This is a genomic window from Weizmannia sp. CD-2023 (assembly GCF_036225245.1).
GTDB lineage: Bacteria > Bacillota > Bacilli > Bacillales > Bacillaceae_C > Weizmannia > Weizmannia faecalis.
Window position 1 is genome coordinate 21,771 of record NZ_JARTJQ010000002.1, and the last position, 22,687, is coordinate 44,457.

Sequence of the window (22,687 nt, forward strand, 5' to 3'; positions counted from 1 at the left end):
GTCCTGATAAACTAAACAGGCGCCGCGGACCATGGTGCGGCGCCTGTTTAATTCGGCGTGTTCAAAGAAACCAATTCATAGTGAACGATCGTTGTATTGTTTTCCCATTCCAGTTTGCGGATGACAGCGCTTCCGCTCGGCCCGTGTTCCTTCTTTTTCCGGATTTCAACCGGCGTATCAAGCGGATACACGCAGTATCCCGGTTGTTTTAGCAAAAAGAGGTTTTGCTCAATACGCTCTTCTTTTCCGTTCGTCACGAGCATCGTATCGAGTTCCATCGGCATTCCCATTCGGCTCACCTCCGTCGTTGCTTCTATTGTATCATGTGCGGAATGCCTTTTCATCCAAACGCTGGCAGCATGGACAACCCGCCGGTTTACAGGCGGCGGGAAATGGTGGCCAAGTTCCGGGAAATACCATGTTTCAACCGATTTTCCAAGCTGTTTGAGACCGTGTTCGAGACGAATGGCGTGTTCCACGGACACATTTTGATCCTTCTCCCCGTGGATAACGAGAACGGGGCAACCAATTTGCCCGAGCTTATACAGTGGCGTCCGCACCCGGTACCGTTCCGGATATTTTTCCGGCGTGCCCCCGATCACGCGCTTCATCATTTTTCTTAAATCGACCCGTTCCGCATAACAGAGCGCAACATCCGAAACGCCGCCCCATGTGACAATAGACGCGGCCGGCCGTGCTTCCGCGGTGCCGAATGCCATGATGCCGCCGCGGGAAAATCCGAAAACGTGGACACGCCCGCTCACCCGCTCATTCTCCATCAATACGTCAAAACCAAAATACGCATCATGCATATCGTCTCCGCCAAAGTCTTCATCGCCTTCCCCGCCCCAGTTGCCGCGGTAAAAAGGCGCGAAAACGATAAACCCTTCCGACGAAAACTCGCCGATCCGCGCCGGCCGCACCATCCCGACGCTTTTGATGCCGCCGCGTAAATATAAAAACCCGTCATAAACGCGCCCGTCATCCGGCTCTGCCAGCAACCCTTTCACTTTCAAGCCGTCCGACCAGTATGTCACAAGATACATGCGCACACGCGGATTTGGGGACGGAAAAAGCTGCTTTTCGATCACGGTCTTCAAATTGCATCACCTTTTCAGTGTTTCGTTTAATTGATCCGCTGCAAAGATTGCCTCTTTATCTTGTACAATATCGCCGGGTTTATTGCCCTCTCCAAGAATGTAACCGTCAAAACGCATGCCTAAAAAGTCAAAAATATACGCAAACTGCTGGATCAGCGGCAGCCCTTTGACACGTGGCATATCCCCGCCGACTGCAATCACATAAATTTTTTTCTCCGCCATTCTTTTTTTAAAATCCGGAAACTGCGGATCCCGCAATGTTTGCGACCAGCGATCGATGAAGGTTTTCATCAGCCCCGACATCCCGTACCAGTAAATCGGCGTTGCAAAGATAATCGTATCGCACATGAAAATATGCTGGATGAGAATGCTATAATCATCCTCCACTTTTGAAAACCCTGAATCCGTATGGCGTTTGTCTTCAATTGGAAGAATATGCGCATCTTTCAAATAGAAGCGCTCCACATGCATGCCTTCCACTGCCCGCTCTGTCAGCATCTCTGTATTGCCGCGCGGGCGCGAACTTCCGTAAATCACTGCAATCGTCATGGCTGTACCCTCTTTTATCCATTTACTTTTACTTTCTATGTTAGTATGTCGGCCGCAGCCTTCGTCTGTCAAGCAATTCGGATTCCAGCGGTTTTCCAAAAAACTTTTAAAAACCGTCCAGTTTCAGTTAAAATAAAGGTATTGGAAAAAATTAAAAAAACGCTGAACTGTAAACCATTTTGAAGCAACAGGTTCATAAAGGAGATTGACTTTCAATGACCTATTATTTAGGCGTAGATATCGGTACAACAACAACAAAATCTGTTTTATTCGGCGAAAAAGGGAAAGTCATCAGCATGCACCATGCAGGCTATCCGCTTTACAGCCCATCCCCTCAGGTCGCCGAGCAAAATCCGGATGAAATTTTCCGTGCTGTCATTGACTCGATGAAAACAGCGATCGTAAAAAGCGACATCGATCCTTCCGAAATAAAACTTGTTTCGTTCAGTTCCGCGATGCACAGCTTGATTGCAGTGGACAAAGACGGAAAACCGCTAACCAACTGCATTACTTGGGCGGACGCGCGCGCTAGAAAATGGGCTGAAAAGATAAAGAATGAATGGCACGGCCAAGACATTTACAGGCGGACCGGCACCCCTATCCATCCGATGTCCCCCCTTTCCAAAATCACATGGCTCCGCCACGAGGAACCGGAGCTGTTCAAAAAAACGTTCAAGTTTATCGGCATTAAAGAGTATATTTTTTACCACCTTTTCGGGCAGTATGTCATCGATTATTCGCTTGCCTCTGCGACCGGCCTTTTTAACCTTCACGACCTGGACTGGGACAAAGAGGCACTGCATGTGGCCGGCATTACAGCGGACGAGCTGTCAAAACCTGTGCCGACGACCTTTTCCCTCACCGGGCTTGCGCCGGAATATGCGGTCGAAACTGGCATTCCGCAAGACACGCCGTTTGTTGTCGGCGCAAGTGACGGGGTGCTTTCAAATCTCGGTGTGAATGCAATCGACCCCGGTGTTGTCGCGATCACGATCGGGACAAGCGGCGCGATCCGGACCGTTACCGACAAACCTGTGACCGATCCAAAGGGAAGGATTTTCTGCTATGCATTAACGGAAAACCACTGGGTCGTCGGCGGGCCGGTCAATAACGGCGGCATGACGTTCCGGTGGGTGCGCGATGAACTGGCCGCAGCCGAAGTCGAGACGGCAAAACGGCTCGGCATTGATCCGTATGAAGTGCTGACGAAAATTGCCGCCCGTGTTGCCCCGGGATCGGACGGACTCATCTTTCATCCGTACCTGGCCGGCGAGCGCGCACCCATTTGGAACGCGGATGCAAGGGGCTCGTTTTTCGGCCTTGGCCTACACCATAAACGCGAGCATATGGTCCGCGCCGTGCTGGAAGGCGTGATTTATAATCTCTATACGGTCATGCTGGCGCTTCAGGAAATGATCGGCATTCCGAAAAAAATCCAGGCGACCGGCGGCTTTGCCCGCTCCGATTTGTGGCGGCAAATGCTCGCTGATATTTTCAACCAGGAAGTCGTCGTGCCGGAAAGTTTTGAAAGCTCCTGCCTCGGGGCGATCGTCCTCGGCATGTACGCGCTCGACGAAATAGATGACTTCTCGGTTGTCTCCGACTGGATCGGCGCCACGCACACCCATCGCCCGATTCCGGAAAACACTGCGGTATACGAAGAGATCCTCCCAATTTACATCCGGATCTCCCGCCTGCTTGAAGGGGAATACACCAACATTGCCGCATTTCAGCGAAAATGGGTAAAATAACACACACGTAATGGTGAAAACAAAGACACACATGGATTTGATAGGGCCGCCATTTGCTTTTGTTCATTCTGCAAATGGCGGCGTTTTTTGTAAAACTAGGCCGCCCACTTTGCGAGATCCAATTCGCAAATGGGGGCGTTTTTCCCAAAACCCGTTCGTTCGCTTTGCAAGATCCAATTCGCAAATGGTGGTGTTTTTCGCAAAAACAGTTCGTCCGTTTTGCCTTTAGAAAGACACAGTGTGGGGGTGTATGGAAGACAACCATTCCGCTTTAAAATTTGCGAAGGACCTGGGTTGCAAATAGGGATTGCTGAATAAGCAAAATTCCTAGATTTAGCAAGAATGCTGACAGCTTTGGCATTTATAAAAAATGCAGGGAAAAGCTTGCACTTGAAACGCGCCCTACGTGAAGGAAGGCCGTCAATTTTACGCACTTTCTTAACGTAGACGCGCTCTATGTGAAGAAAGAGACTCGTTTTTGCTTGCTTCCTTAACGTAGACGCGCTCTATGTGAAGAAAGGCCTTCATTTTTCCGTGCTTCCTTAACGTAGACGCTCTCTATGTGAAGGAAGCGCCTCGTTTTTCCACGCTTCCTTAACGTAGATGCACTCTATGTAAAGGAAGCGCCTCGTTTTTCCGCGCTTCCTTAACGTAGATACTCTCTATGTGACGGAAGACCTTCATTTTTCCGCGCTTCCTTAACGTAGACGCTCTCTATGTGACGGAAGACCTTCATTTTTCCACGCTTCCTTAACGTAGATGCACTCTATGTGAAGAAAGGATGTCAATTTTCCTCGCTTTCTTAACCTAGACGCCCTCTATGCCCCGGCATCCGGCTGGTCTCCAGTACTGTCATCGTTTTTATCATAAGCTCTCTTCTCTTCCCCTAACCCGGCAAAATAAATTTTTAATTGATTAGGCGTTCACACAATCAGCGCCCGCGGCATAGGCTGTAAAAAAGCCCAATGAGGAGGTTGCATGATGAAAAAGTGGCTCAAATCCGGATGCATGCTTCTGCTTGCCGCATTGCTTGCATTCAGTTTAAGCGCGTGCGGCAGTACCGGTTCAAAGAAAAAAGCATTGCAGAAAGTACGGGTTGCCGAAGTGACACGCTCCGTCTTTTACACTCCGCTTTATGTCGCGCTTGAAAAAGGATATTTCAAAGAGGAAGGGCTTGATATTAAGCTGACCACCACATGGGGCGGGGATAAAACGATGACTGCCCTGCTTTCAGGGGGAACCGATATTGCGCTTGTCGGATCGGAAACGTCCATCTATGTATACAAACAAAAAGCGGCAGACCCGGTTATCAATTTCGCGCAGCTGACGGCGACAGACGGAACATTTCTCGTCTCGCGCAAAAAAATCGACCATTTTTCGTGGGATATGCTGAAAGGCACCACTTTTCTCGGCCAAAGGAAAGGTGGAATGCCGCAAATGGTCGGCGAGTATGTCCTGAAAAAGCACGGTATTGACCCGCACAAAGACACAAAGCTGATCCAAAACATCGATTTTGCCAATGTCGCTAATGCTTATGCATCCGGAACGGGGGATTTTGTCCAGCTGTTTGAACCGACCGCATCCACAATGGAAAAAGAAGGAAAGGGTTATATTGTGGCTTCTTTCGGCAAAGAGTCCGGAAAAGTGCCGTACACGACCTTCATGGCAAAGCAAAGCTATTTGAAAGAGCATGAAAAAACAGCGGTGAAATTTGTCCGCGCCCTGCTAAAGGCCGGAAAATGGGTGCAAGAAACCGATGCGGAAACGGTCGCAAAAACGGTTCAGCCTTATTTTAAAGACACGAAAACCGATATGCTCGCCTCCTCCATTGAACGGTACCGCAGCCAAGGCTCGTTCAGCAGCGATATGATTTTAACCAAAAGCGGCTGGAACACGATCCAGGACATCATGAAAGAAGCCGGAGAACTCGACCATACCGTGCCGTACGACAAACTGGTAAACGCATCGATTGTGAAAAAGGCAAAATAACGGAAAGGGGGTGCGCCCCTCTTCAGGCGGGCAGCACATATGCATTTTTTGACCGTACAAAACGTCAATCACACCTATTTTACGGCAAAACAGGCCACAAAGGCGCTTGAAAACATTTCGTTTCAAATGGAAGAGGGCGAGTTTGTCTCGCTTTTGGGCCCGAGCGGCTGCGGAAAAACAACGCTGCTTTCGATTCTTGCAGGGCTTCTGCAACCGACTGCGGGGATTGTGCAGATTGACGGGAAACTACCAGGTTCCCGGCAATCTTCCATCGGCTATATGCTTCAGCAGGACTATTTGTTTCCTTGGAAAACAATTGAAGAAAACATCATGATCGGGCTGAAATTGGAAAAACGGCTGAATCCGGAGTCAAGAAAACATGCACTCGGGCTTTTACAAACGATCGGCCTTGCCGGCACTGAAAAGCAATACCCGCGCCAACTTTCGGGAGGAATGCGGCAGCGGGCGGCACTTGTGCGGACGCTCGCGGTCGATCCGAAAATCCTGCTGCTGGATGAACCGTTTTCCGCCCTTGATTTTCAGACAAAATTAAAACTGGAGGACCTGGTATTTGACACGCTGAAGCAATTCCATAAAACAGCGGTGCTTGTCACGCACGATATCGGTGAAGCCATTGCGATGAGCGACCGGATCCTGCTATTGGCATCAAAACCCGGCAGGCTCTATAAAATTTTTGACGTGCCAGCAGAGCTGCGCCACCTCCGCCCGTTTGAAGCGCGAAGCCAAAAAATTTATTTCAAACTTTTTAATGACATATGGAAGGAGCTGGAGTCCCTTGAAAACAGCTGAAAGTACGGCGCTCCGGCATGAAGATTACCTCGCCGCGATGCGCAAAGAAAAACGCCGGGTCCGCTTTTTCCAGCTTTTCATTTTAATTGTCTTTTTCTGCCTTTGGGAAGTGGCGAGCCGCCTGCATTGGATTGACCCGTTGATTTTCAGCTCCCCGTCCAAAGTGTGGGCGTTATTGGTGGCAAAGTTAGAAGACGGCTCGCTTTACGTCCATTTGGGAATCACCGTTTTTGAAACCGTCATGGGCTTTATCCTCGGGACTGTGCTCGGCGCGGCACTTGCCGCCGTTCTTTGGTGGTCGCCGTTTTTATCGAAGATTCTTGACCCGTATCTCGTCGTCCTGAACGCCATGCCGAAAGTAGCGCTCGGGCCGATTTTAATTGTCAGCATGGGCCCGGGATTTTCTTCTATTGTTGCCATGGGCGTCATTATCTCCGTCATTGTGACGACAATTGTGATTTATACGGCGTTCCGGGATGTCGACCCAAATTACACGAAAGTGCTGCACTCGTTCGGCGCCTCCCGTTTGCAAGTGTTCCGGGAAGCCATTTTTCCGGCATCGATTCCTGTGATCATTTCCACGCTGAAAGTCAATGTCGGGCTTGCATGGGTTGGAGTCATTGTCGGCGAGTATCTCGTATCTTCAAAAGGGCTCGGCTACATGATCATCTATGGTTTCCAGGTGTTTAATTTTACGCTCGTCATGCTTTCGATGATCCTGATTGCCATTGTGGCAACCATTATGTACCAGCTTGTCGGGTGGCTGGAGAAAAAGCTGGTAAAAGACAGATAGGCCGGTAAGCTGTTCTGGTATAGCATCTTAGCGTAGACGCGCTCTATATGAAGGAAGCGGCCGTTTTTGCCGACGTATCTTAATGTAGACGCGCTCTATGTTAAGGAACTCCTTCTTTTTTGTTTGCTTCCTTAACGTAGACGCACCCTATGTTAAGATACGCCTTCTTTTTTCCATGCTTCCTTAATGTAGACGTGCTCTATGTTAAGGAACATCTTCTTTTTTTCACGCTTCCTTAACGTAGACGCATCCTATGTTAAGAAACATTTTCTTTTTTTCACGCTTCCTTAACGTAGACACGCCCTATGTAAAAAAACAATGTCTTTTTTGCTCGCTTCCTTAACATAGACGCGCCCTATGTGAAGGAACATCTTCTTTTTTTCACGCTTCCTTAACATAAACGTGCCCTATGTTAAGGAACATCTTCTTTTTTTCACGCTTCCTTAACATAGACGCGCCCTATGTGAAGATACGGATACCTTCACCGAGATTCACGCTATGTTAAAAAAGGCCCCAATCACCCCGAAATCTCAACGTTTCCGAGATTTCAGTTTAACCCGAGAAACTTCCTGCTGCTTTTTCTTATTATTCGACGTGTCTGAGCGCTATTTCGACAACCCCGTCTTTCATGAGAAAACTGAATGACGAGGACTGCAATTTTTCAACAAGATCGCCTTCCACAAGCACAGGTCCATCCGTTTCCAAATAGTCGTGTTTGGTTTCAAGCCGGCCGATGTCCGCGTAAAAAACCGCCTTCACAAACGGCCCGCGCACCTGATCATCGACGCAGTATTCCCCGATATATTGAAGGTTTTCCGGAATGCCGCCCGTTTCTTCATACAGCTCGCGTTCAGCCGCTTCTCGGACCGTCTCGCCCGCTTCCCTTTTTCCGCCCGGAAATTCGAGCCCCCGCTTCGGATGCCTTGTCAAAAGCCAGTTTCCACGGTACCGGGCGAGCACGAGCACATGCTGCGGCTCTATAGGAAAAGCATTTTTTTCAAAAATAAATGTAACTGGATTGCCGTTCAAATCTGTAAACCGATACATCAAATCCCTCCTGTTCTTCATTATACGGCAACCGGGTGCAAAAATTGGCGAAATTTTTCTTGAAACCCGTTGCATTTTTCGAGGTACATCGCGTGAAAATAATCATAAAATGTTTAAAAGGGCCCCATTGCGGATAGTGAATAAGAAATGAATAAAGGAGGAGACGGCATGAGGCTAGTCGATGAATTGTTTGAGCTGTACCGGGACCGGCTGACGGGGGATGAAGAAGATTTGGACGCCATTTCTGCAGCGGTCGTCGAAAATTACAACCGGAAAGACCTGCTTGGGATTGTGCGCGAAATGAGCACGGCCGAACTGGAACATTTTATCGGATTATACATACTGGAGACACTGAAAGATAAATTTTCCGATTACGCAGGCTTTGATGCTTACCCGACAACAAAATATTTGCAGTAATAAAGGCTGTTCCGCTTTGGCGGGACAGCCTTTATAGCGGGGGCCGGCTCCATTTGACCTCCCACTTTTGCGTTACCGTCTTCCAAGAAAGGCGTTCAGCATCCAAATGTTTTTATCGAGCGTTTCCTGGATGTTGATAAACATGTCGGCGGTTGCGTCATCGCCAATCCTGTTGGCAAGCCCGATCGCTTCCTCCAATTCTTTCGCGATCATCGCAAAGTCATTGGCAGTCCCCTGTACCATTTCCTCCGTGCTCTCATTGCCGCTTGCTTCCTGTACCGATGACAATTCAAGGCTTCCTTTCAATGTCGCTACCGGATTGCCGTTTAAAGCGAGAAGACGTTCAGCCAGTTCATCGAGATAGTCATTTGCAAGATTGTACAATTCCTCAAATTTGGCGTGAAGGCTTAAAAAATTCGGTCCCTTCACATACCAATGGTAGTTGTGCAATTTTGTATAAAGCACTGTCCAGTTGGCAACCTGCTTATTTAAGATTTCCATCAATTGTTCGTTTTCTGCCATGTTTCATCAACCTCCTGCTTTGTTTGTACCCTTTTCCCGGGCCTTCAAACACCCAATCATATGTTGCACATCTTTTTTGAAAACATGCTAAAATAAACGAAGAAAGGGGCAGATCGATGCTGAAGTTCATTTTTATTAAATTGATCCGTTTTTATCAACTTGCGATTTCCCCACTGTTCCCGCCAAGCTGCCGGTTTCAGCCGACCTGCTCGAATTACGGGCTTGAAGCGGTAAAACGGTTCGGCGCACTTCGCGGCGGCTACCTGGCAATCAGAAGAATTTTAAAATGCCACCCATTCCACGCCGGCGGGTATGACCCCGTTCCGGACCAGTGGCCGGTGAAAAAACATTGAACACCATTCGGTTTCTTTTCCGCCGTACCGGTGAAAAAACAACCCCTCCCCCGTATACGTTTCCCATTTCCGGAAAACGCTACAGGTGGAGGTGTTTTTTATGGAAGAGAAAAAAGAGCAGCAAAAAAAGAGCGGCGATTTCGGCGCTGATCCCGACGAACAGGCCATAAACGGCGATTACGGTATGCTTGAAACCGAAGAAGAAGACAAAAAAGATTAAGGGGCAGCATTTGCTGTCCCTTAAAAATTTTTCTTGCCATATGAAGCGGAGTTTAGTAATATATTTTTTGTGAGTAAATCGTAATCATTACGAATTAAAAAAGAAAGGAATCGTCCGCTTTGAAAAAACTTTTTCCCGTACTGCTCGCTTTTACCATGCTATTTGTTACGGCATGTGCAAACAAACAGGAAAGCAAGCAGGATCATAAAATTTCGGTCTATACCACCGTCTATCCACTGGAATACGTTACACAGCAAATCGGCGGGAAGTATGTGTCGGTTAAAACGATTTATCCGCCGGGCACGGATGAACATACATACGAACCGTCACAGAAAGATATCCTGAAGCTCGCCGATTCCGACTTTTTCTTTTACATCGGGCTCGGGCTTGAAGGCTTTGCGAATAAGGCGAAACAAGTGCTCGAAGGCCAGAATGTGAAAATGATGGCGCTCGGGGACCGGCTTCCTGTTCCGGATAAAACAAGTACGAAGGCCGATCCGCATGTCTGGCTCGACCCAATTTACGTCAAGCAAATGGCCGGCATGATTACAACACAACTTTCGAAAAAAATGCCGAAGCAAAAAACGTATTTCAAGAAAAATTACGCACAACTCGCAAAGAAACTGGATCAAGTCAATGCGGCATACAAACAGGCAGTTGAAAAGTCAGACAACAAAGAACTTGTCGTTTCCCATGCGGCATACGGCTACTGGGTAAAACGATATGGCATCAAACAAATTCCGATTGCCGGGCTCTCCACTTCGGATGAACCGTCACAAAAACAGCTGGAAAACATCATCCAGAAAGTAAAACAAGACCATATTTCCTACATCGTATTTGAAAAAAATGTGCCTTCCAAAATTGCGGAAGTGGTTCAACAGGAAACGAATACAAAAGCGGTTTACATCCACCATCTCGGCGTCCGAACGAACGCAGAAATCAAAGCGCATAAAGATTACTTTACTTTGATGGACGACAATTTAAAAGCATTGGAAAAAGCTTTACAGTAATGGTTTGCCGCACGCTGCAAAAACTAGAAACGTACGACATGTTTTAAGGGAGGGTGTCCGGATGGCAAAAGATGTGTTATGCGAAGTCAGGAACTGTGTGTTCTGGGAGGAAGGCAATCTTTGTTCTGCCGAAGAAATTTACATCGTGAGCCATACAGGAACCCAGGCTGAAAACCAGCGGGAAACCGATTGTAAAACGTTTGAATCGATGTTTTCATGAAAAACTGGCGTGAAGGGCAATTTCATTTATAAGACATTTGAATGAAAAAAGCCTCGAGCGTCCAGCCGTGTAGGATAATTTCATTTGTAAAATCGAAACTCAAGTGACGTTTGAATCGATGTTTTCACGAAAAAACATCGATTGTCCAGGTGTGAAAACTAAAATCCATGTTTTATGAAAAAATCAAGCGTGATTTCACAAAAAACATCGTTTGTCCCGGCGTGAAGATCGATTTCATATGTAAAATCGAAACTCGAGCGGGATTTCACTTATAAGACATTTGATTCGATGTTTTCATGAAAAAACTGCCGTCTTGTGCGGCAGTTTTTTCATATCGTTTCGGTATATGTCCGGATTTTTTTCGCATAGGCGCGGTCGATCTCAAACCCGATTCCCGGTCTGTCCGGCAGGCGGATTTGTCCGTTTTCCACCGTGATTTCCGGCTCAATAATATCTTTTTCCCAGAACCGGCTGGATGAAGAAATATCGCCCGGAATCGTAAAGCCCGGCAAAGAGGCGAGCGCGAGGTTAAAGGCGCGCGATACGCCAAATTCGATCATGCCGCCGCACCAGACCGGAATGCCGCGGGATGCACAAAGGTCATGCAGCTGAATCGCCGGATAGAGCCCGCCAACCCGCCCAATTTTAATATTGAGCACCCGGAAGCTGCCGAGCCGGAGCGCGCTTTCCGCATCATGGTATGTTACGATGCTTTCATCCAGACAAACCGGCGTCTCCAGCTGCTTTTGCAAGGCCGCGTGCTCCACAATATCATCGGCGGCAAGCGGCTGTTCAATCATCAGGAGCCCGTACCGGTCGAGCCTTTTCAAACGCGGCGCATCCGCCAGCGTGTAAGCGGAGTTCGCATCCGCCATTAGCGCGAGATCAGGAAATGCATGCCGGATTTCGCGGATAAACGCTTCATCATGGCCGGGCTTAATTTTGACTTTCACCCTTTTATAGCCTTCATCAACAAACGCCGCGATTTGCCGGAGCGCTTCCGCTGTATCATGGCTGCCGACCGCAACGCCGGCATCCACATGGTCCCGCGCACCCCCGATTAACTGCCAAAGCGGCTTTTGCTTCTTTTTCGCATACAAATCCCATATAGCCGTTTCGATTGCTGCTTTTGCCATATGATTGCGCCGGACGGATCGGAACCGGCCGCTCACTTCTTTTGGGTGTGCAACCGGCTTTTCCCGAAGAAGCGGGATGAGCACATCTTTCAGCATGTGAAAGCATGTCTGCACCGTCTCTTCTGTATACCACGGGGTTGAAAATGCAACAGCTTCCCCGAAACCGGCCACCCCGTCCTTGTCTGTCACTTCAAGCAAGATCGCTTCCCGCTCCGTTACTTTTTCGAGTGCATTTTCAAATGGAGACTTAAGCGGCATTTTGACTACAGAAAGCGTTACTTTTTCAATCCCGATCATGACGGCAGCAGCTCCAGCAGTTTCCTGCGCACCAACTTATTCGATGCATTCCGCGGCAGCGCGGGAACGGCATACACTTTTTTCGGGATTTTAAATTTTGCAAGCCGCGTTTCGCAAAAAGCCTGCAGCTCCCTTTCCTGGACTGCCCTTTTTGTGACAATAAACGCAGCCGGCACCTGGCCCCATTTTTCGTCCTCGACGCCAATAACCCCGGCTTCAAGAATATCCGGATGGGCAAGAAGTACTTCTTCGATTTCAGCCGGATAGATATTTTCCCCGCCGGAGATGATCAGATCGGAGCGCCGGTCCAGTACGTATAAAAAGCCTTCATCATCCAGATAACCAATATCGCCGGTGAAAAACCAGCCGTCCCGAAAACTTTTCTGGTTTGCATCCGGGCGGTTCAGATAACCGATTGTCACGTTCGGCCCTTTTACAGCAATTTCTCCGTGCTCAAACGGACCGCACACTTTGCCATCGGAAACGATCCGGATTTGCGCCGGGAATAACGGTTTCCCCGCTGACCCGATTTTTCGCAGGCTGTCTTCCGGCGCAAGTGTCACGGTTTGTGAAGCCGTTTCGGTCATGCCGTATGACTGGAAAACCGGAATATTCTTTTCGGCACACGCTTCAAGCAGCGGGCGCGGCGCCGGCCCCCCGCCAAGCAGGAGGCAGCGGAAGTTCGGATGAAGGCGCTCTTGTCCGAGTTCACGAAGCAAACGCTGCAGCATGTTGGTCACAACCGACATCGTTGTAATGCGGCCGGACTTCAGCAGTTTGGCCGTCTCTTTTTCATCGAATTTTTCCATTAAATAAACCGTCATACCATAAAAAACAGAGCGCATCAGGATCGAAAAACCGCTGATATGAAAAAGCGGCACTGCGCACAGCCACGTATCGTCCTCCCGCACGCCGAGATTGAGTGCAGAACCGGCGGCGCTCCACCAGTGGTTGCCGTATGTTTGCAGGACGCCTTTTGGTTTGCCGGTTGTGCCGGATGTGTACATGATCGAGCAGACATCCTCGAATGCAAACTCCGCACGTTCTTCGTATCCTGCAGCCGGCAAATCGTCAAGCGCTTCGCTTTGGATCACTGTTGCTGTTTCGTTTAACACTTCTGCTTTTTCCCGGAACGATTTTTCCGTAATCAGCCATTTCGCCCCGCTGTCGGTGAGCTGGTACTGCATTTCCGCCGGCGTTAAACGGTGGTTAAGAAAAAGGGTGCGGACACGGAGCTGCTGCAGCGCATGGAGAATGACCGCCGTTTCCGCGCGGCTGTTTAAAAGGACCGCTGCCGTATCTTCCGCCTGCATGCCGCAGCCGGACAGCTTCCGCGCCGTTTCTTTCGCCTTTTCGTACAGCCCGGCAAACGTCAGGCTTGTACCTTGACTGATGAGCGCAATCCGGTTCGGCGTTAAATACGCGCGCTGTTTTAAAAAATTGGGTAGCATAACATCACCTGGTAAAAATCTATTTTGGACATGCCACTTTTGCTTTTTCAACAGGACAGGTTATCCCTGTCCAATGCAAAATCGTCTTTTAAAAGCGCCTTAAAGGACATTACGGGCTTCTTTACTTGCGGAATTGTCCTTTTGAACCTCTTTAAAGGACAATTTGTGCTTTGTTTCTCCCTGAAATGTCCTTTTGAATCCCTGTAAAGGACAGTTTACGCTTCGTTTCTACCTGAATTGTCCTTTTGAAACATGCTAAAAGACAGTTCTACCTTTGTCACTTGTCGAAATGTCCTTTTGAACCCTTCTAAAGGACATTTTGCTTTTTGTCTCTCCCGGAATTGTCCTTTTGGAACACGCTAAAAGACAGTTTGACCTTTGTCACTTGCCGAAATGTCCTTTTGAACCCCTGTAAAGAACAATTTGCTCTTCGTCTTTCCCCGAATTGTCCTTTTGGAATCTAAAAGACAGTTCTACCTTTGTCACTTGCCGAAATGTCCCTTTGAACCCCTCTAAAGAACAATTTGCTCTTCGTCTTTCCCCGAATTGTCCTTTTGGAACACACTAAAAGACAGTTCTACCTTTGTCACTTGCCGAAATGTCCTTTTGAACCTCTCTGAAGGACAATTTGCGCTTTGTCTTTCCCTGAATTGTCCTTTTGAACCCCTGTAAAAGAACAATTTGCACTTCGTCTTTCCCTAAATTATCCTTTTGAACCTCTAAAGGACAATTTGCGCTTTGTCACTAGTCAAAACGTCTCTTTGAACCACGCTAAAGAACATCTCAGCCACTTGCTGAATGGCCTTTTTGAATCATGGACCATTCAGCAAAAATTTCCCCGTGAAAAAATTCAGGCTGCCTCAATCGAGACAGCCCATTTTCCAATCACGGGAAACGCGGGAATTGGCCGAAGTCCGGTTTGCGTTTTTCCTTGAATGCATCGCGGCCTTCTTTTGCTTCGTCCGTTGTGTAATACAAAAGGGTTGCATCGCCCGCAAATTGCTGGAGGCCGGCAAGCCCGTCCGTATCAGCATTAAACGCGGCTTTCAGGAAACGGATCGCCATTGGGCTTTTCTCAAGGATTTCCTCCGCCCATTTGATCGTTTCTTCTTCCAGTTTTTCGTACGGCACGACTGCGTTAACAAGCCCCATTTCCAACGCTTCCTGCGCGTTGTACTGGCGGCATAGATACCAGATTTCACGCGCTTTTTTATGGCCGATGATCCTTGCAAGATAACCTGCACCGTAACCGCCGTCGAAGCTGCCAACTTTCGGACCGGTCTGACCGAAAATGGCATTATCAGCCGCAATCGTCAAATCACAAACCACATGCAGTACATGTCCGCCGCCGATCGCATAACCTGCTACCATGGCAATGACCGGTTTCGGGATCACACGGATCAAATGCTGCAGATCAAGCACGTTCAGGCGCGGAATATTGTCGCTGCCAACATAACCGCCATTGCCGCGCACTTTTTGATCGCCGCCGGAACAAAATGCCTTTTCCCCCATACCGGTTAAAATAATGACTCCGATGTTGGCGTCATCGCGCGCCCGGGAAAACGCATCATACATCTCGGTTACCGTTTCCGGCCGGAAAGCATTGCGCACATGGGGACGGTTAATCGTAATCTTGGCAATGCCATTATAGGATTCGTATAAAATATCTTCATACTCATGCTCAGTCTTCCATTCAACTGCCATGATGATTCCTCCTTTTTATGTACATTTTATGACAATTTATCAACAATTTTTTAAAAATCCCTTTATCATTGTACCAAACTTTTTCGGATCTTCCACATGAATTGCATGGCCGGCATGCGAAAAAATGATTTTTTTGGCATGCGGGAGCTGCTCCTCCATCTCTCCGGCAATCCGGCAAAACTTGGCATCCCATTCGCCAGCTGCAAGTAAGACGGGGAAATGAAGTTCAGAAAGTCTTCCCCACCATGATGGCTGCGCGCCTGTCCCCATGCCGCGGAGGCTGTTCGCCAAACCAGCCGGGTCATTTTCGAGGCGCTGTTTGCGAATTTTTTCTCTTACTTCAGCCGGCAGCTGTTTTTGTGATGCAAACAGCGGTAGATTTTCCCAATGGCTGACAAATGCTTCCATGCATCCGGTCAAAATCCGTTCCGCCAGCTGTTCATCCCGTTCTCGCCGCGCCAGCCGTTCCGCTTCCGTTTTCAAACCGGGAGACGCGCTTTCCAGTACAAGTTTGTCCACCATTTGCGGGTACTGGACGGCAAACGTAAGCGCCAGCCTCCCGCCCATCGAATAGCCGAGAACAGACGCCCGCCGGATGCCAAGCGCCAGAAGCACCGCACGCAAATCAGCGGCGGCTTTTGTAATGTCATAGCGGCCGGGATCATCTGGTTTTTCGGTTTTGCCGTGGCCGATGATATCCACCACAATGCAGCGGAATTCGTCCCGAAGTATGGAAACCGTATCATTCCAGGTATTACCATTTCCTGTAAAACCGTGAAGCAACAGCAACGGTTCCCCGTCACCCGCCGTTTCTACATGATATTCCAATCCGTTAATTCTCATTGTTGCTCACCTTGAAAATAACGTTCCATTTCCCGGGAAACTTGTGACCAGATTTTCCGGTGGGTTTCGACATTTTTCGCCCGGTTTGTCCGCACTTCAATCACCTGTAGCCCGCCTTTATATTCGGAAAGCGCCGCCCGGAATTGATCCCAGTTTTGCGGCTGGATGTAGCTCCCGCCATACATTTTAACCGCATATTCAAACGCGAGGTCCGTCGGCGTGCCGAACAGCTGCTCAAATTTTTCCGGTTCATCCGCCTGGGGCAGGAAAGAAAAAATGCCCCCACCATTATTATTGATCAAAATCACACAAAGATTGAGCTTATGCATTTTCGTCATCAGCAGGCCGTTTAAATCATGGAAAAAGGACAAGTCGCCGATCAGCAAAAAGGCTTTGCCGCATCCCGCGCTCACGCCGGTTGCACTGGACACAACGCCGTCAATGCCGTTCGCGCCCCGGTTTGCCAGAATGCGGATCTTTTTATCTGTTGCCTGAAAAAATGTATCGACATCCCGGATCGGCATGCTGTTGCCGACAAAAAGGGTGCTGCCGTCCGGCAAAGCAGCAGCAAGTTCGGTTACCGTTTTTCCTTCATCAAAGGTTTTTTCCACCTCCAGCGAAGCCGTAACAATCTGCCGCGCCTGTTGATTCAATTTTTCCCACATGGTGAACCATTCCGAAACCGGGTTCATTACAATTATATTTGACAATTTTTTACAGAAATCAATTTCATCCGAATAAACAACCGTTGTCCCCCGCTTCACGGGATCGCGCCAGCCGTTTCCGCCGTCAACGATATAATGGGCAGCTGTTTTTACTTTTTTTAGCAATAGGGTCAGCGGTTTGGAAACGGGCATGGCACCGAAGCGAATCACAACATTCGGTGCAAGGCGGCCGGCCCATTTCGGATCTTTTAGTAAGGAATCATAATTTTCAATGATCCTTTCTTTCCCGTGCCGGCCGCTTCGCAGTTGTGACAGTGGATCGGCCAGCACCGGGTAACCCGTTTTTTCGCTGAGCGCCACAACCGCCTCCGCAAAGCCGGGAATATCAATCGGCCCGCAAATGATCAGGCCGCGGTCCTTTTCCCGGATCTCTTTTGCCACAATTTCAACCGTTTCTTCTGAAAGTCGCAGGGTGCCGGAAAAATTTTCAATGGCCGGCACCGGTACTTCGCCGGCAAAAGGAGACGGCTTAAGAACCGGAACAAGCGGCTCGCGCAACGGAAAATTAAGATGCACGGGACCCGCTGGCTGCTGAAGCGCCGTCACAACTGCCCTGGCCGCCGTCTGCCGAACAAATTGAAGCACTTCTTCTTCTGCTTCCGGAAGCGGCATCTCCTCAAACCATTTGACATGGGTGCCGTACAGCCGGATCTGGTCAATGGCCTGCGGGGCACCGACATTGCGCAGTTCATGCGGCCGGTCTGCCGTCAGCACAATAAGCGGCACGCGTGAAATATTGGCTTCCGCAACCGCCGGATAATAGTTGGCGGCAGCTGTGCCAGACGTACATAAAAGCACAACCGGTTTGCGTTTTTCTTTTGCAAGCCCGAGCGCAAAAAAAGCGGCTGACCGTTCATCAATATCCATGTAAATTTGAAAATCCGGATGTTCCGCTAACAACATCGCAATCGGCGTCGACCTTGACCCGGGGCTTACCACCGCATAGCGGATCCCCATCGCGGACAACTGCCGGATAAAAGCTGCCAAATAAGTTGTCATGATCTCCTGGTGTTCCACTCTATTTGCCTCCTAAAGCGCGCAGCATCGGGGTAAATTTGACGCTTGTTTCTTTATATTCTTCTTCAGGTTCCGATTCCTTGACGACACCGCATCCGGCATAAAGGGATGCACGATCCTCCTTTAACAGCCCGGAGCGGATGCCGACGCAAAATTCGCCGCTTCCCCTGTAATCCACCCAGCCGATCGGCGCGCCGTATAAACCGCGGTCCATTTTTTCAAGAAGCCGGATTGCTTCCATGGCCGGCTGCCGCGGAATACCGCCAAGTGCTGGCGTCGGATGGAGCGCTTTGACCAATTGAAAAAGGGTGGTGTCCTTGTCCTTCACTGTCCCGGTAACCGGGGTGTAAAGATGCTGGATATCGCGCATCCGCATCAACACAGGCTCATCCGGCACATTCAGCCCGTTGCAAAAAGGTTCAAGCACCTGCCGAATCATGGATACGACAAAACCATGCTCGCTTAAATTTTTCTGATCCGAAAGCAGCGCTTTTCCAAGTTCCAAATCCTCCGCCTCATTGCGGCCGCGTTTGATCGAACCGGCAAGACACGTCGATAAAATATGCCGGCCCGTTTTTTTCACCAGCCTTTCCGGCGAAGCCCCGATAAAACTTTCACTGCCTTCTTCCAGCACAAATAAGTAGCTGTCATGCTGCTGGACGGAAAGCGCCGCAAGCACCGCATCCGGGCTCACCACACCGTCAAAAGCAAGTTCCAGTTTTCTTGCCAGGACAACTTTGTCCATTCTCCCTTCCCGGATAAACTCCACGGCTGTTGCGACACTTTTTTTCCATTCGTCCGAACCGATTTCCTTTACAGCTTTTAAAAGCGGAAGTGCAGGGAAAGCTGTACTGCCGTTTAAAAGGCTTCGTACGGTTTCCTCCGCTTCCTGCACGCTCTCTGTTCCGCCGCATCCATTTACCGTGAGAAAGACGGCATCTTTTTTAAAAGTGAAAAGAATTTGCGGCACGCGGAAAATGCCTTGACCAAATGTTTTCCATTCCTGCTTTGCAACCGTCCCGTCAAACGCAAAACCGCCGAAAAGCACAGGCCCTGTTCCCGTTTCACCGGTTCCCGAATAAACTTCGCCCCCCCCCTTCAAATTTCGCCATTCGTCTTCCATTTGGGCAAAACCGTCAGAGGCTGTGACCGTACATGACCATACGCAGCCAAAACCGACAAATACGGTTTCGCGATCGGCATCCTGCCAGAAAAACCGGCTGCCGTAAAAATGCGCGGCACCCGCTGTAAAAAGGCGGAGCGGATCCGGTGCAGTGCGGCATTTTATGACTTTGCTTACCAGTTTTAGCGCCGTTTTTTCTTTCATTAATATATCCTCATTAGCCAAAAGATCTCCTCCAAACCTCTCTTACTTTTTGCCGGGCCATCTATCACAGTTTTCATATGAAAACTTAACATTTTTATGAACATACCTCATCTATTATATAAAATTTGCCGGTTGAATTCAGCAAAACGGCTTAAAATAAGATTGCCAACCAAATACATTGACACATGGGCCTGATTTCCCTAAACTTTAAATGTACTAATTTCGCCATATTTATATAAGAATAGCATAAAAGGAGAGTAAGAAGATGAATGCGCAATCTTCTCCAGCAATCGGCCCTGACAAAGGCTGGCGGATCTGGTGGCAATTAACACGGCCCCATACTTTAACGGCCGGTTTTGTGCCTGTCATTCTCGGGACAGTACTGGCTTTGGGCATTGCCCGCATCAATCTGCTGCTGTTTGCTGCAATGCTGGTTGCAACCCTGTTAATTCAGGCAGCAACCAATATGTTTAATGAATATTACGATTACAAACGCGGCCTTGATACCGAGCATTCCGTCGGGATCGGCGGGGCAATTGTGAGAAACGGCATCAAACCGAAAACGGTGCTCCACCTCGCCTTTGCTTTTTTCGGTGCAGCCATGCTGATCGGCGTTTACATTTGCTCGCAAAGTTCCTGGTGGATTGCTGTAATCGGCACTGTCTGCATGCTTGTTGCTTATCTTTACACTGCAGGGCCTTTTCCAATTTCATCAACGCCGCTTGGCGAACTGATTTCCGGCTTTTTTATGGGTGTAATCATTATATTAATATCGTTTTTTATCCAAACAAAAACGATCACATGGCCGATTGTATTTATTTCGATTCCGATTATGATTTTAATCGGTGCCATTATGCTGTCGAATAATATCCGCGATCTGGACGGCGATAAAGCAAATGGCAGAAAAACGATCGCCATTCTGCTCGGCCGGAAAGGAGCCATCCTGCTTCTGGCCGCAATGTTTGCCCTTTCCTATCTCTGGATGGCCGGGCTCGTTTTGTTCGGTGTTGTAACCCCGTGGGTATTGCTCGTTTTCGTCAGCACACCGAAACCGGTCCGGGCCATTAAAGGCTTTATTGGAAAAAGTGAACCGTTGCAAATGCTGCCTGCTATGAAAGCAACCGCACAGACAAACACCATTTTCGGGGTGCTTTTATCCATCAGCTTTTTGATCGATCATTTTATTTAAAAACAAACGGCGGAGTGTAACACTCCGCCGTTTGTTTTTGCGTTTTTTCTATCATACTTTAACGGACCCGTAGCCTGGGTGAAGTCCTGAAGAGGTTTGCAGAAGTGAAAAAACGCGCAAAAAAAGCTGCTCCGGAAGTTTCCGGAACAGCTTCGTGACCAGTATGACCCGTACGGGATTCGAACCCGTGTTACCGCCGTGAAAGGGCGGTGTCTTAACCGCTTGACCAACGGGCCAAAAATGGCGGAGAAGGAGGGATTTGAACCCTCGCGCCGCTAATCGCGACCTACACCCTTAGCAGGGGCGCCTCTTCAGCCACTTGAGTACTTCTCCATATGGCTCCGCAGGTAGGATTCGAACCTACGACCGATCGGTTAACAGCCGATTGCTCTACCACTGAGCTACTGCGGAATATATGGGCCTGAATGGACTTGAACCATCGACCTCACGCTTATCAGGCGTGCGCTCTAACCAGCTGAGCTACAGGCCCAAAGTGGAGCGGGTGATGGGAATCGAACCCACGACAACAGCTTGGAAGGCTGTGGTTTTACCACTAAACTACACCCGCAGCAAAGGGCGGATGATGGGAATCGAACCCATGAATGCCGGAGCCACAATCCGGTGCGTTAACCACTTCGCCACAACCGCCATATATTTTTCATTGAAACCAATGGTGGCTCGGGACGGAATCGAACCGCCGACACAAGGATTTTCAGTCCTTTGCTCTACCGACTGAGCTACCGAGCCAAAACAAGCGGTCCCGACGGGAATCGAACCCGCGATCTCCTGCGTGACAGGCAGGCGTGATAACCGCTACACCACGGGACCAATTGCGGGGGCAGGATTTGAACCTGTGACCTTCGGGTTATGAGCCCGACGAGCTACCAGACTGCTCCACCCCGCGATGATAAAATAATGAAATGGCGGAGGAAGAGGGATTCGAACCCCCGCGCGGTTGTAACCCGCCTGTCGGTTTTCAAGACCGATCCCTTCAGCCAGACTTGGGTATTCCTCCGTATGAAAAAATAAAAAATGGTGGACCTTGTAGGACTCGAACCTACGACCGGACGGTTATGAGCCGTCTGCTCTAACCAGCTGAGCTAAAGGTCCGATATATACAAAATATAGCGGCGGAGGGGATCGAACCCCCGACCTCACGGGTATGAACCGTACGCTCTAGCCAGCTGAGCTACGCCGCCGTTATTTGACTCTGTTTGGTGGATTGGTGGAGCCTAGCGGGATCGAACCGCTGACCTCCTGCGTGCAAAGCAGGCGCTCTCCCAGCTGAGCTAAGGCCCCGTTATGATCTTCATGGTCGGGAAGACAGGATTTGAACCTGCGACCCCATGGTCCCTAACCATGTGCTCTGCCAAGCTGAGCTACTTCCCGAAACAGGAATAAGCGCGCCCAAGAGGAGTCGAACCCCTAACCTTTTGATCCGTAGTCAAACGCTCTATCCAATTGAGCTATGGGCGCATTTGTCATGGTACTGATGCCGAGGACCGGAGTCGAACCGGTACGGTAGTCACCTACCGCAGGATTTTAAGTCCTGTGCGTCTGCCAATTCCGCCACCCCGGCGGGATAAAATGGAGCGGAAGACGGGATTCGAACCCGCGACCCCCACCTTGGCAAGGTGATGTTCTACCACTGAACTACTTCCGCGTATCATGTAAACAGTGCGGGTGAAGGGAGTCGAACCCCCACGCCTTACGGCGCCAGATCCTAAGTCTGGTGCGTCTGCCAATTCCGCCACACCCGCGATAAATGGTGAGCCATGCAGGATTCGAACCTGCGACCCTCTGATTAAAAGTCAGATGCTCTACCAACTGAGCTAATGGCTCATATCCGATAATGACATTACTTGTCACAAAGAGAATTATACTATATTGGGTTAAATATGTACATATCTATTTTTAGGATTCCCGGGAAGTATGATGCCGGTCACAAGCCAGTATTCCCAACCTTCCGATGGAAGCCGATTGCACCTGAATCGGAACGGCATAAAAATGGAGGATGACGGGATCGAACCGCCGACCCTCTGCTTGTAAGGCAGACGCTCTCCCAGCTGAGCTAATCCTCCGTATTATGGCCCGGCAACGTCCTACTCTCGCAGGGGGAGACCCCCAACTACCATCGGCGCTGGAAAGCTTAACTTCCGAGTTCGGGATGTGTTCGGGTGTGACCTTTCCGCCATCATCACCGGACCTGTATAATTT

General features: G+C 49.3%; 20 protein-coding genes, 20 tRNA genes and 1 rRNA gene. 10 read left to right on the top strand and 31 right to left on the bottom strand.

Annotated features, from left to right (window positions below; genetic code table 11):
• Nucleotides 1–47 precede the first annotated feature (47 nt).
• Nucleotides 48–1,091: a DUF2584 family protein gene (locus P9687_RS00250; RefSeq protein WP_235801679.1), complete on the bottom strand. Its 1,044-nt coding sequence runs from the start codon at nt 1,089–1,091 to the stop codon at nt 48–50.
• 15 nt (nt 1,092–1,106) lie between these two features.
• A complete protein-coding gene (locus P9687_RS00255; RefSeq protein ID WP_035183970.1) occupies nt 1,107–1,649 on the bottom strand; it encodes a flavodoxin family protein in 543 nt (180 codons plus the stop codon).
• Between the two features lie 215 nt (nt 1,650–1,864).
• Here P9687_RS00255 and gntK point away from each other — a divergent pair, with 215 nt between their 5' ends.
• From gntK to P9687_RS00275, 4 genes are all read left to right on the top strand, one after another.
• Nucleotides 1,865–3,400: a gluconokinase gene (gene gntK / locus P9687_RS00260; protein WP_168986109.1), complete on the top strand. Its 1,536-nt coding sequence runs from the start codon at nt 1,865–1,867 to the stop codon at nt 3,398–3,400.
• 981 nt (nt 3,401–4,381) lie between these two features.
• Nucleotides 4,382–5,389, top strand: a complete 1,008-nt coding sequence (locus tag P9687_RS00265) for an ABC transporter substrate-binding protein (protein WP_035188995.1) — start codon at nt 4,382–4,384, stop codon at nt 5,387–5,389.
• A 39-nt stretch (nt 5,390–5,428) separates the two neighbouring features.
• The gene (locus P9687_RS00270) at nt 5,429–6,199 is read left to right on the top strand and encodes an ABC transporter ATP-binding protein (RefSeq protein WP_035188994.1); all 771 of its coding nucleotides are present in this window, start codon (nt 5,429–5,431) and stop codon (nt 6,197–6,199) included.
• Entirely contained in the window at nt 6,186–6,992 is an 807-nt protein-coding gene (locus P9687_RS00275; RefSeq protein WP_035188991.1) for an ABC transporter permease, read from the top strand. Before P9687_RS00270 ends, P9687_RS00275 begins: the two co-directional genes overlap by 14 nt.
• A gap of 585 nt (nt 6,993–7,577) precedes the next feature.
• Here P9687_RS00275 and ytkD read toward each other — a convergent pair.
• Nucleotides 7,578–8,039 carry an RNA deprotection pyrophosphohydrolase gene (ytkD, locus tag P9687_RS00280; RefSeq protein WP_035188989.1) on the bottom strand — a complete coding sequence of 154 codons (462 nt, stop codon included), beginning with the start codon at nt 8,037–8,039 and terminating at the stop codon, nt 7,578–7,580.
• A gap of 168 nt (nt 8,040–8,207) precedes the next feature.
• Here ytkD and P9687_RS00285 point away from each other — a divergent pair, with 168 nt between their 5' ends.
• Nucleotides 8,208–8,456, top strand: coding sequence for a DUF6154 family protein (locus tag P9687_RS00285; protein ID WP_013860030.1), 249 nt, complete (start codon nt 8,208–8,210; stop codon nt 8,454–8,456).
• A gap of 72 nt (nt 8,457–8,528) precedes the next feature.
• Here the strand turns inward: P9687_RS00285 and P9687_RS00290 are convergent, their stop codons facing one another.
• Nucleotides 8,529–8,978, bottom strand: coding sequence for a Dps family protein (locus P9687_RS00290; protein WP_014097644.1), 450 nt, complete (start codon nt 8,976–8,978; stop codon nt 8,529–8,531).
• Nucleotides 8,979–9,094: 116 nt separating this feature from the next.
• Here P9687_RS00290 and yidD point away from each other — a divergent pair, with 116 nt between their 5' ends.
• The 4 genes from yidD (at nt 9,095) to P9687_RS00310 (ending at nt 10,781) form a co-directional block, all read left to right on the top strand.
• Nucleotides 9,095–9,331, top strand: coding sequence for a membrane protein insertion efficiency factor YidD (gene yidD / locus P9687_RS00295; protein WP_013860032.1), 237 nt, complete (start codon nt 9,095–9,097; stop codon nt 9,329–9,331).
• A gap of 100 nt (nt 9,332–9,431) precedes the next feature.
• Complete coding sequence (locus P9687_RS00300) at nt 9,432–9,551, top strand: DUF4021 domain-containing protein (RefSeq protein WP_014097643.1); 120 nt, start codon at nt 9,432–9,434, stop codon at nt 9,549–9,551.
• Between the two features lie 155 nt (nt 9,552–9,706).
• Entirely contained in the window at nt 9,707–10,561 is an 855-nt protein-coding gene (locus P9687_RS00305) for a metal ABC transporter solute-binding protein, Zn/Mn family (RefSeq protein ID WP_429892647.1), read from the top strand.
• Nucleotides 10,562–10,622: 61 nt separating this feature from the next.
• The gene (locus P9687_RS00310) at nt 10,623–10,781 is read left to right on the top strand and encodes a DUF1540 domain-containing protein (protein ID WP_014097641.1); all 159 of its coding nucleotides are present in this window, start codon (nt 10,623–10,625) and stop codon (nt 10,779–10,781) included.
• Between the two features lie 329 nt (nt 10,782–11,110).
• Here the strand turns inward: P9687_RS00310 and menC are convergent, their stop codons facing one another.
• The 6 genes from menC to P9687_RS00340 form a co-directional block, all read right to left on the bottom strand.
• Nucleotides 11,111–12,214: an o-succinylbenzoate synthase gene (menC, locus tag P9687_RS00315; RefSeq protein WP_035188987.1), complete on the bottom strand. Its 1,104-nt coding sequence runs from the start codon at nt 12,212–12,214 to the stop codon at nt 11,111–11,113.
• Nucleotides 12,211–13,665 (bottom strand): o-succinylbenzoate--CoA ligase, encoded by a 1,455-nt coding sequence (locus tag P9687_RS00320; protein WP_035188985.1) that lies wholly within the window; start codon nt 13,663–13,665, stop codon nt 12,211–12,213. The genes menC and P9687_RS00320 overlap by 4 nt, the downstream gene beginning before the upstream one ends.
• An 885-nt stretch (nt 13,666–14,550) precedes the next feature.
• On the bottom strand, nt 14,551–15,369 hold the full coding sequence (gene menB / locus P9687_RS00325; protein WP_035188984.1) for a 1,4-dihydroxy-2-naphthoyl-CoA synthase: 819 nt from the start codon (nt 15,367–15,369) through the stop codon (nt 14,551–14,553).
• Between the two features lie 39 nt (nt 15,370–15,408).
• The gene (menH, locus tag P9687_RS00330; protein WP_035183992.1) at nt 15,409–16,212 is read right to left on the bottom strand and encodes a 2-succinyl-6-hydroxy-2,4-cyclohexadiene-1-carboxylate synthase; all 804 of its coding nucleotides are present in this window, start codon (nt 16,210–16,212) and stop codon (nt 15,409–15,411) included.
• On the bottom strand, nt 16,209–17,954 hold the full coding sequence (gene menD, locus P9687_RS00335) for a 2-succinyl-5-enolpyruvyl-6-hydroxy-3-cyclohexene-1-carboxylic-acid synthase (protein WP_035183995.1): 1,746 nt from the start codon (nt 17,952–17,954) through the stop codon (nt 16,209–16,211). Before menD ends, menH begins: the two co-directional genes overlap by 4 nt.
• A 1-nt stretch (nt 17,955) precedes the next feature.
• Nucleotides 17,956–19,281, bottom strand: a complete 1,326-nt coding sequence (locus P9687_RS00340) for an isochorismate synthase (protein WP_035188982.1) — start codon at nt 19,279–19,281, stop codon at nt 17,956–17,958.
• A 265-nt stretch (nt 19,282–19,546) separates the two neighbouring features.
• On the opposite strand from P9687_RS00340, the gene P9687_RS00345 reads away from it, so the two are divergent.
• Nucleotides 19,547–20,470 (top strand): 1,4-dihydroxy-2-naphthoate polyprenyltransferase, encoded by a 924-nt coding sequence (locus P9687_RS00345; RefSeq protein WP_035183998.1) that lies wholly within the window; start codon nt 19,547–19,549, stop codon nt 20,468–20,470.
• Between the two features lie 164 nt (nt 20,471–20,634).
• Here P9687_RS00345 and P9687_RS00350 read toward each other — a convergent pair.
• From P9687_RS00350 to rrf, 21 genes are all read right to left on the bottom strand, one after another.
• Nucleotides 20,635–20,706: transfer RNA gene (locus P9687_RS00350), tRNA-Glu, on the bottom strand.
• A gap of 5 nt (nt 20,707–20,711) precedes the next feature.
• Nucleotides 20,712–20,803 (bottom strand) — tRNA-Ser (locus P9687_RS00355).
• 3 nt (nt 20,804–20,806) lie between these two features.
• A tRNA-Asn gene (locus tag P9687_RS00360) sits at nt 20,807–20,881 on the bottom strand.
• A 5-nt stretch (nt 20,882–20,886) separates the two neighbouring features.
• Nucleotides 20,887–20,960, bottom strand: a tRNA-Ile gene (locus tag P9687_RS00365).
• A gap of 4 nt (nt 20,961–20,964) precedes the next feature.
• Nucleotides 20,965–21,038: transfer RNA gene (locus P9687_RS00370), tRNA-Gly, on the bottom strand.
• A 7-nt stretch (nt 21,039–21,045) separates the two neighbouring features.
• Nucleotides 21,046–21,118 (bottom strand) — tRNA-His (locus P9687_RS00375).
• A gap of 23 nt (nt 21,119–21,141) precedes the next feature.
• Nucleotides 21,142–21,217 (bottom strand) — tRNA-Phe (locus P9687_RS00380).
• 8 nt (nt 21,218–21,225) lie between these two features.
• Nucleotides 21,226–21,298, bottom strand: a tRNA-Asp gene (locus tag P9687_RS00385).
• 2 nt (nt 21,299–21,300) lie between these two features.
• Nucleotides 21,301–21,374, bottom strand: a tRNA-Met gene (locus tag P9687_RS00390).
• A gap of 17 nt (nt 21,375–21,391) precedes the next feature.
• Nucleotides 21,392–21,485 (bottom strand) — tRNA-Ser (locus P9687_RS00395).
• Between the two features lie 18 nt (nt 21,486–21,503).
• Nucleotides 21,504–21,580: transfer RNA gene (locus P9687_RS00400), tRNA-Ile, on the bottom strand.
• A gap of 15 nt (nt 21,581–21,595) precedes the next feature.
• A tRNA-Met gene (locus P9687_RS00405) sits at nt 21,596–21,669 on the bottom strand.
• A 24-nt stretch (nt 21,670–21,693) separates the two neighbouring features.
• Nucleotides 21,694–21,769 (bottom strand) — tRNA-Ala (locus tag P9687_RS00410).
• 13 nt (nt 21,770–21,782) lie between these two features.
• Nucleotides 21,783–21,859, bottom strand: a tRNA-Pro gene (locus tag P9687_RS00415).
• Between the two features lie 13 nt (nt 21,860–21,872).
• Nucleotides 21,873–21,946: transfer RNA gene (locus P9687_RS00420), tRNA-Arg, on the bottom strand.
• 17 nt (nt 21,947–21,963) lie between these two features.
• Nucleotides 21,964–22,049: transfer RNA gene (locus P9687_RS00425), tRNA-Leu, on the bottom strand.
• A gap of 9 nt (nt 22,050–22,058) precedes the next feature.
• A tRNA-Gly gene (locus P9687_RS00430) sits at nt 22,059–22,133 on the bottom strand.
• Between the two features lie 15 nt (nt 22,134–22,148).
• Nucleotides 22,149–22,230 (bottom strand) — tRNA-Leu (locus tag P9687_RS00435).
• A 6-nt stretch (nt 22,231–22,236) separates the two neighbouring features.
• Nucleotides 22,237–22,312: transfer RNA gene (locus P9687_RS00440), tRNA-Lys, on the bottom strand.
• Between the two features lie 166 nt (nt 22,313–22,478).
• Nucleotides 22,479–22,551, bottom strand: a tRNA-Val gene (locus tag P9687_RS00445).
• A gap of 8 nt (nt 22,552–22,559) precedes the next feature.
• Nucleotides 22,560–22,675: ribosomal RNA gene (gene rrf / locus P9687_RS00450) — 5S ribosomal RNA — on the bottom strand.
• Nucleotides 22,676–22,687: the final 12 nt, after the last annotated feature.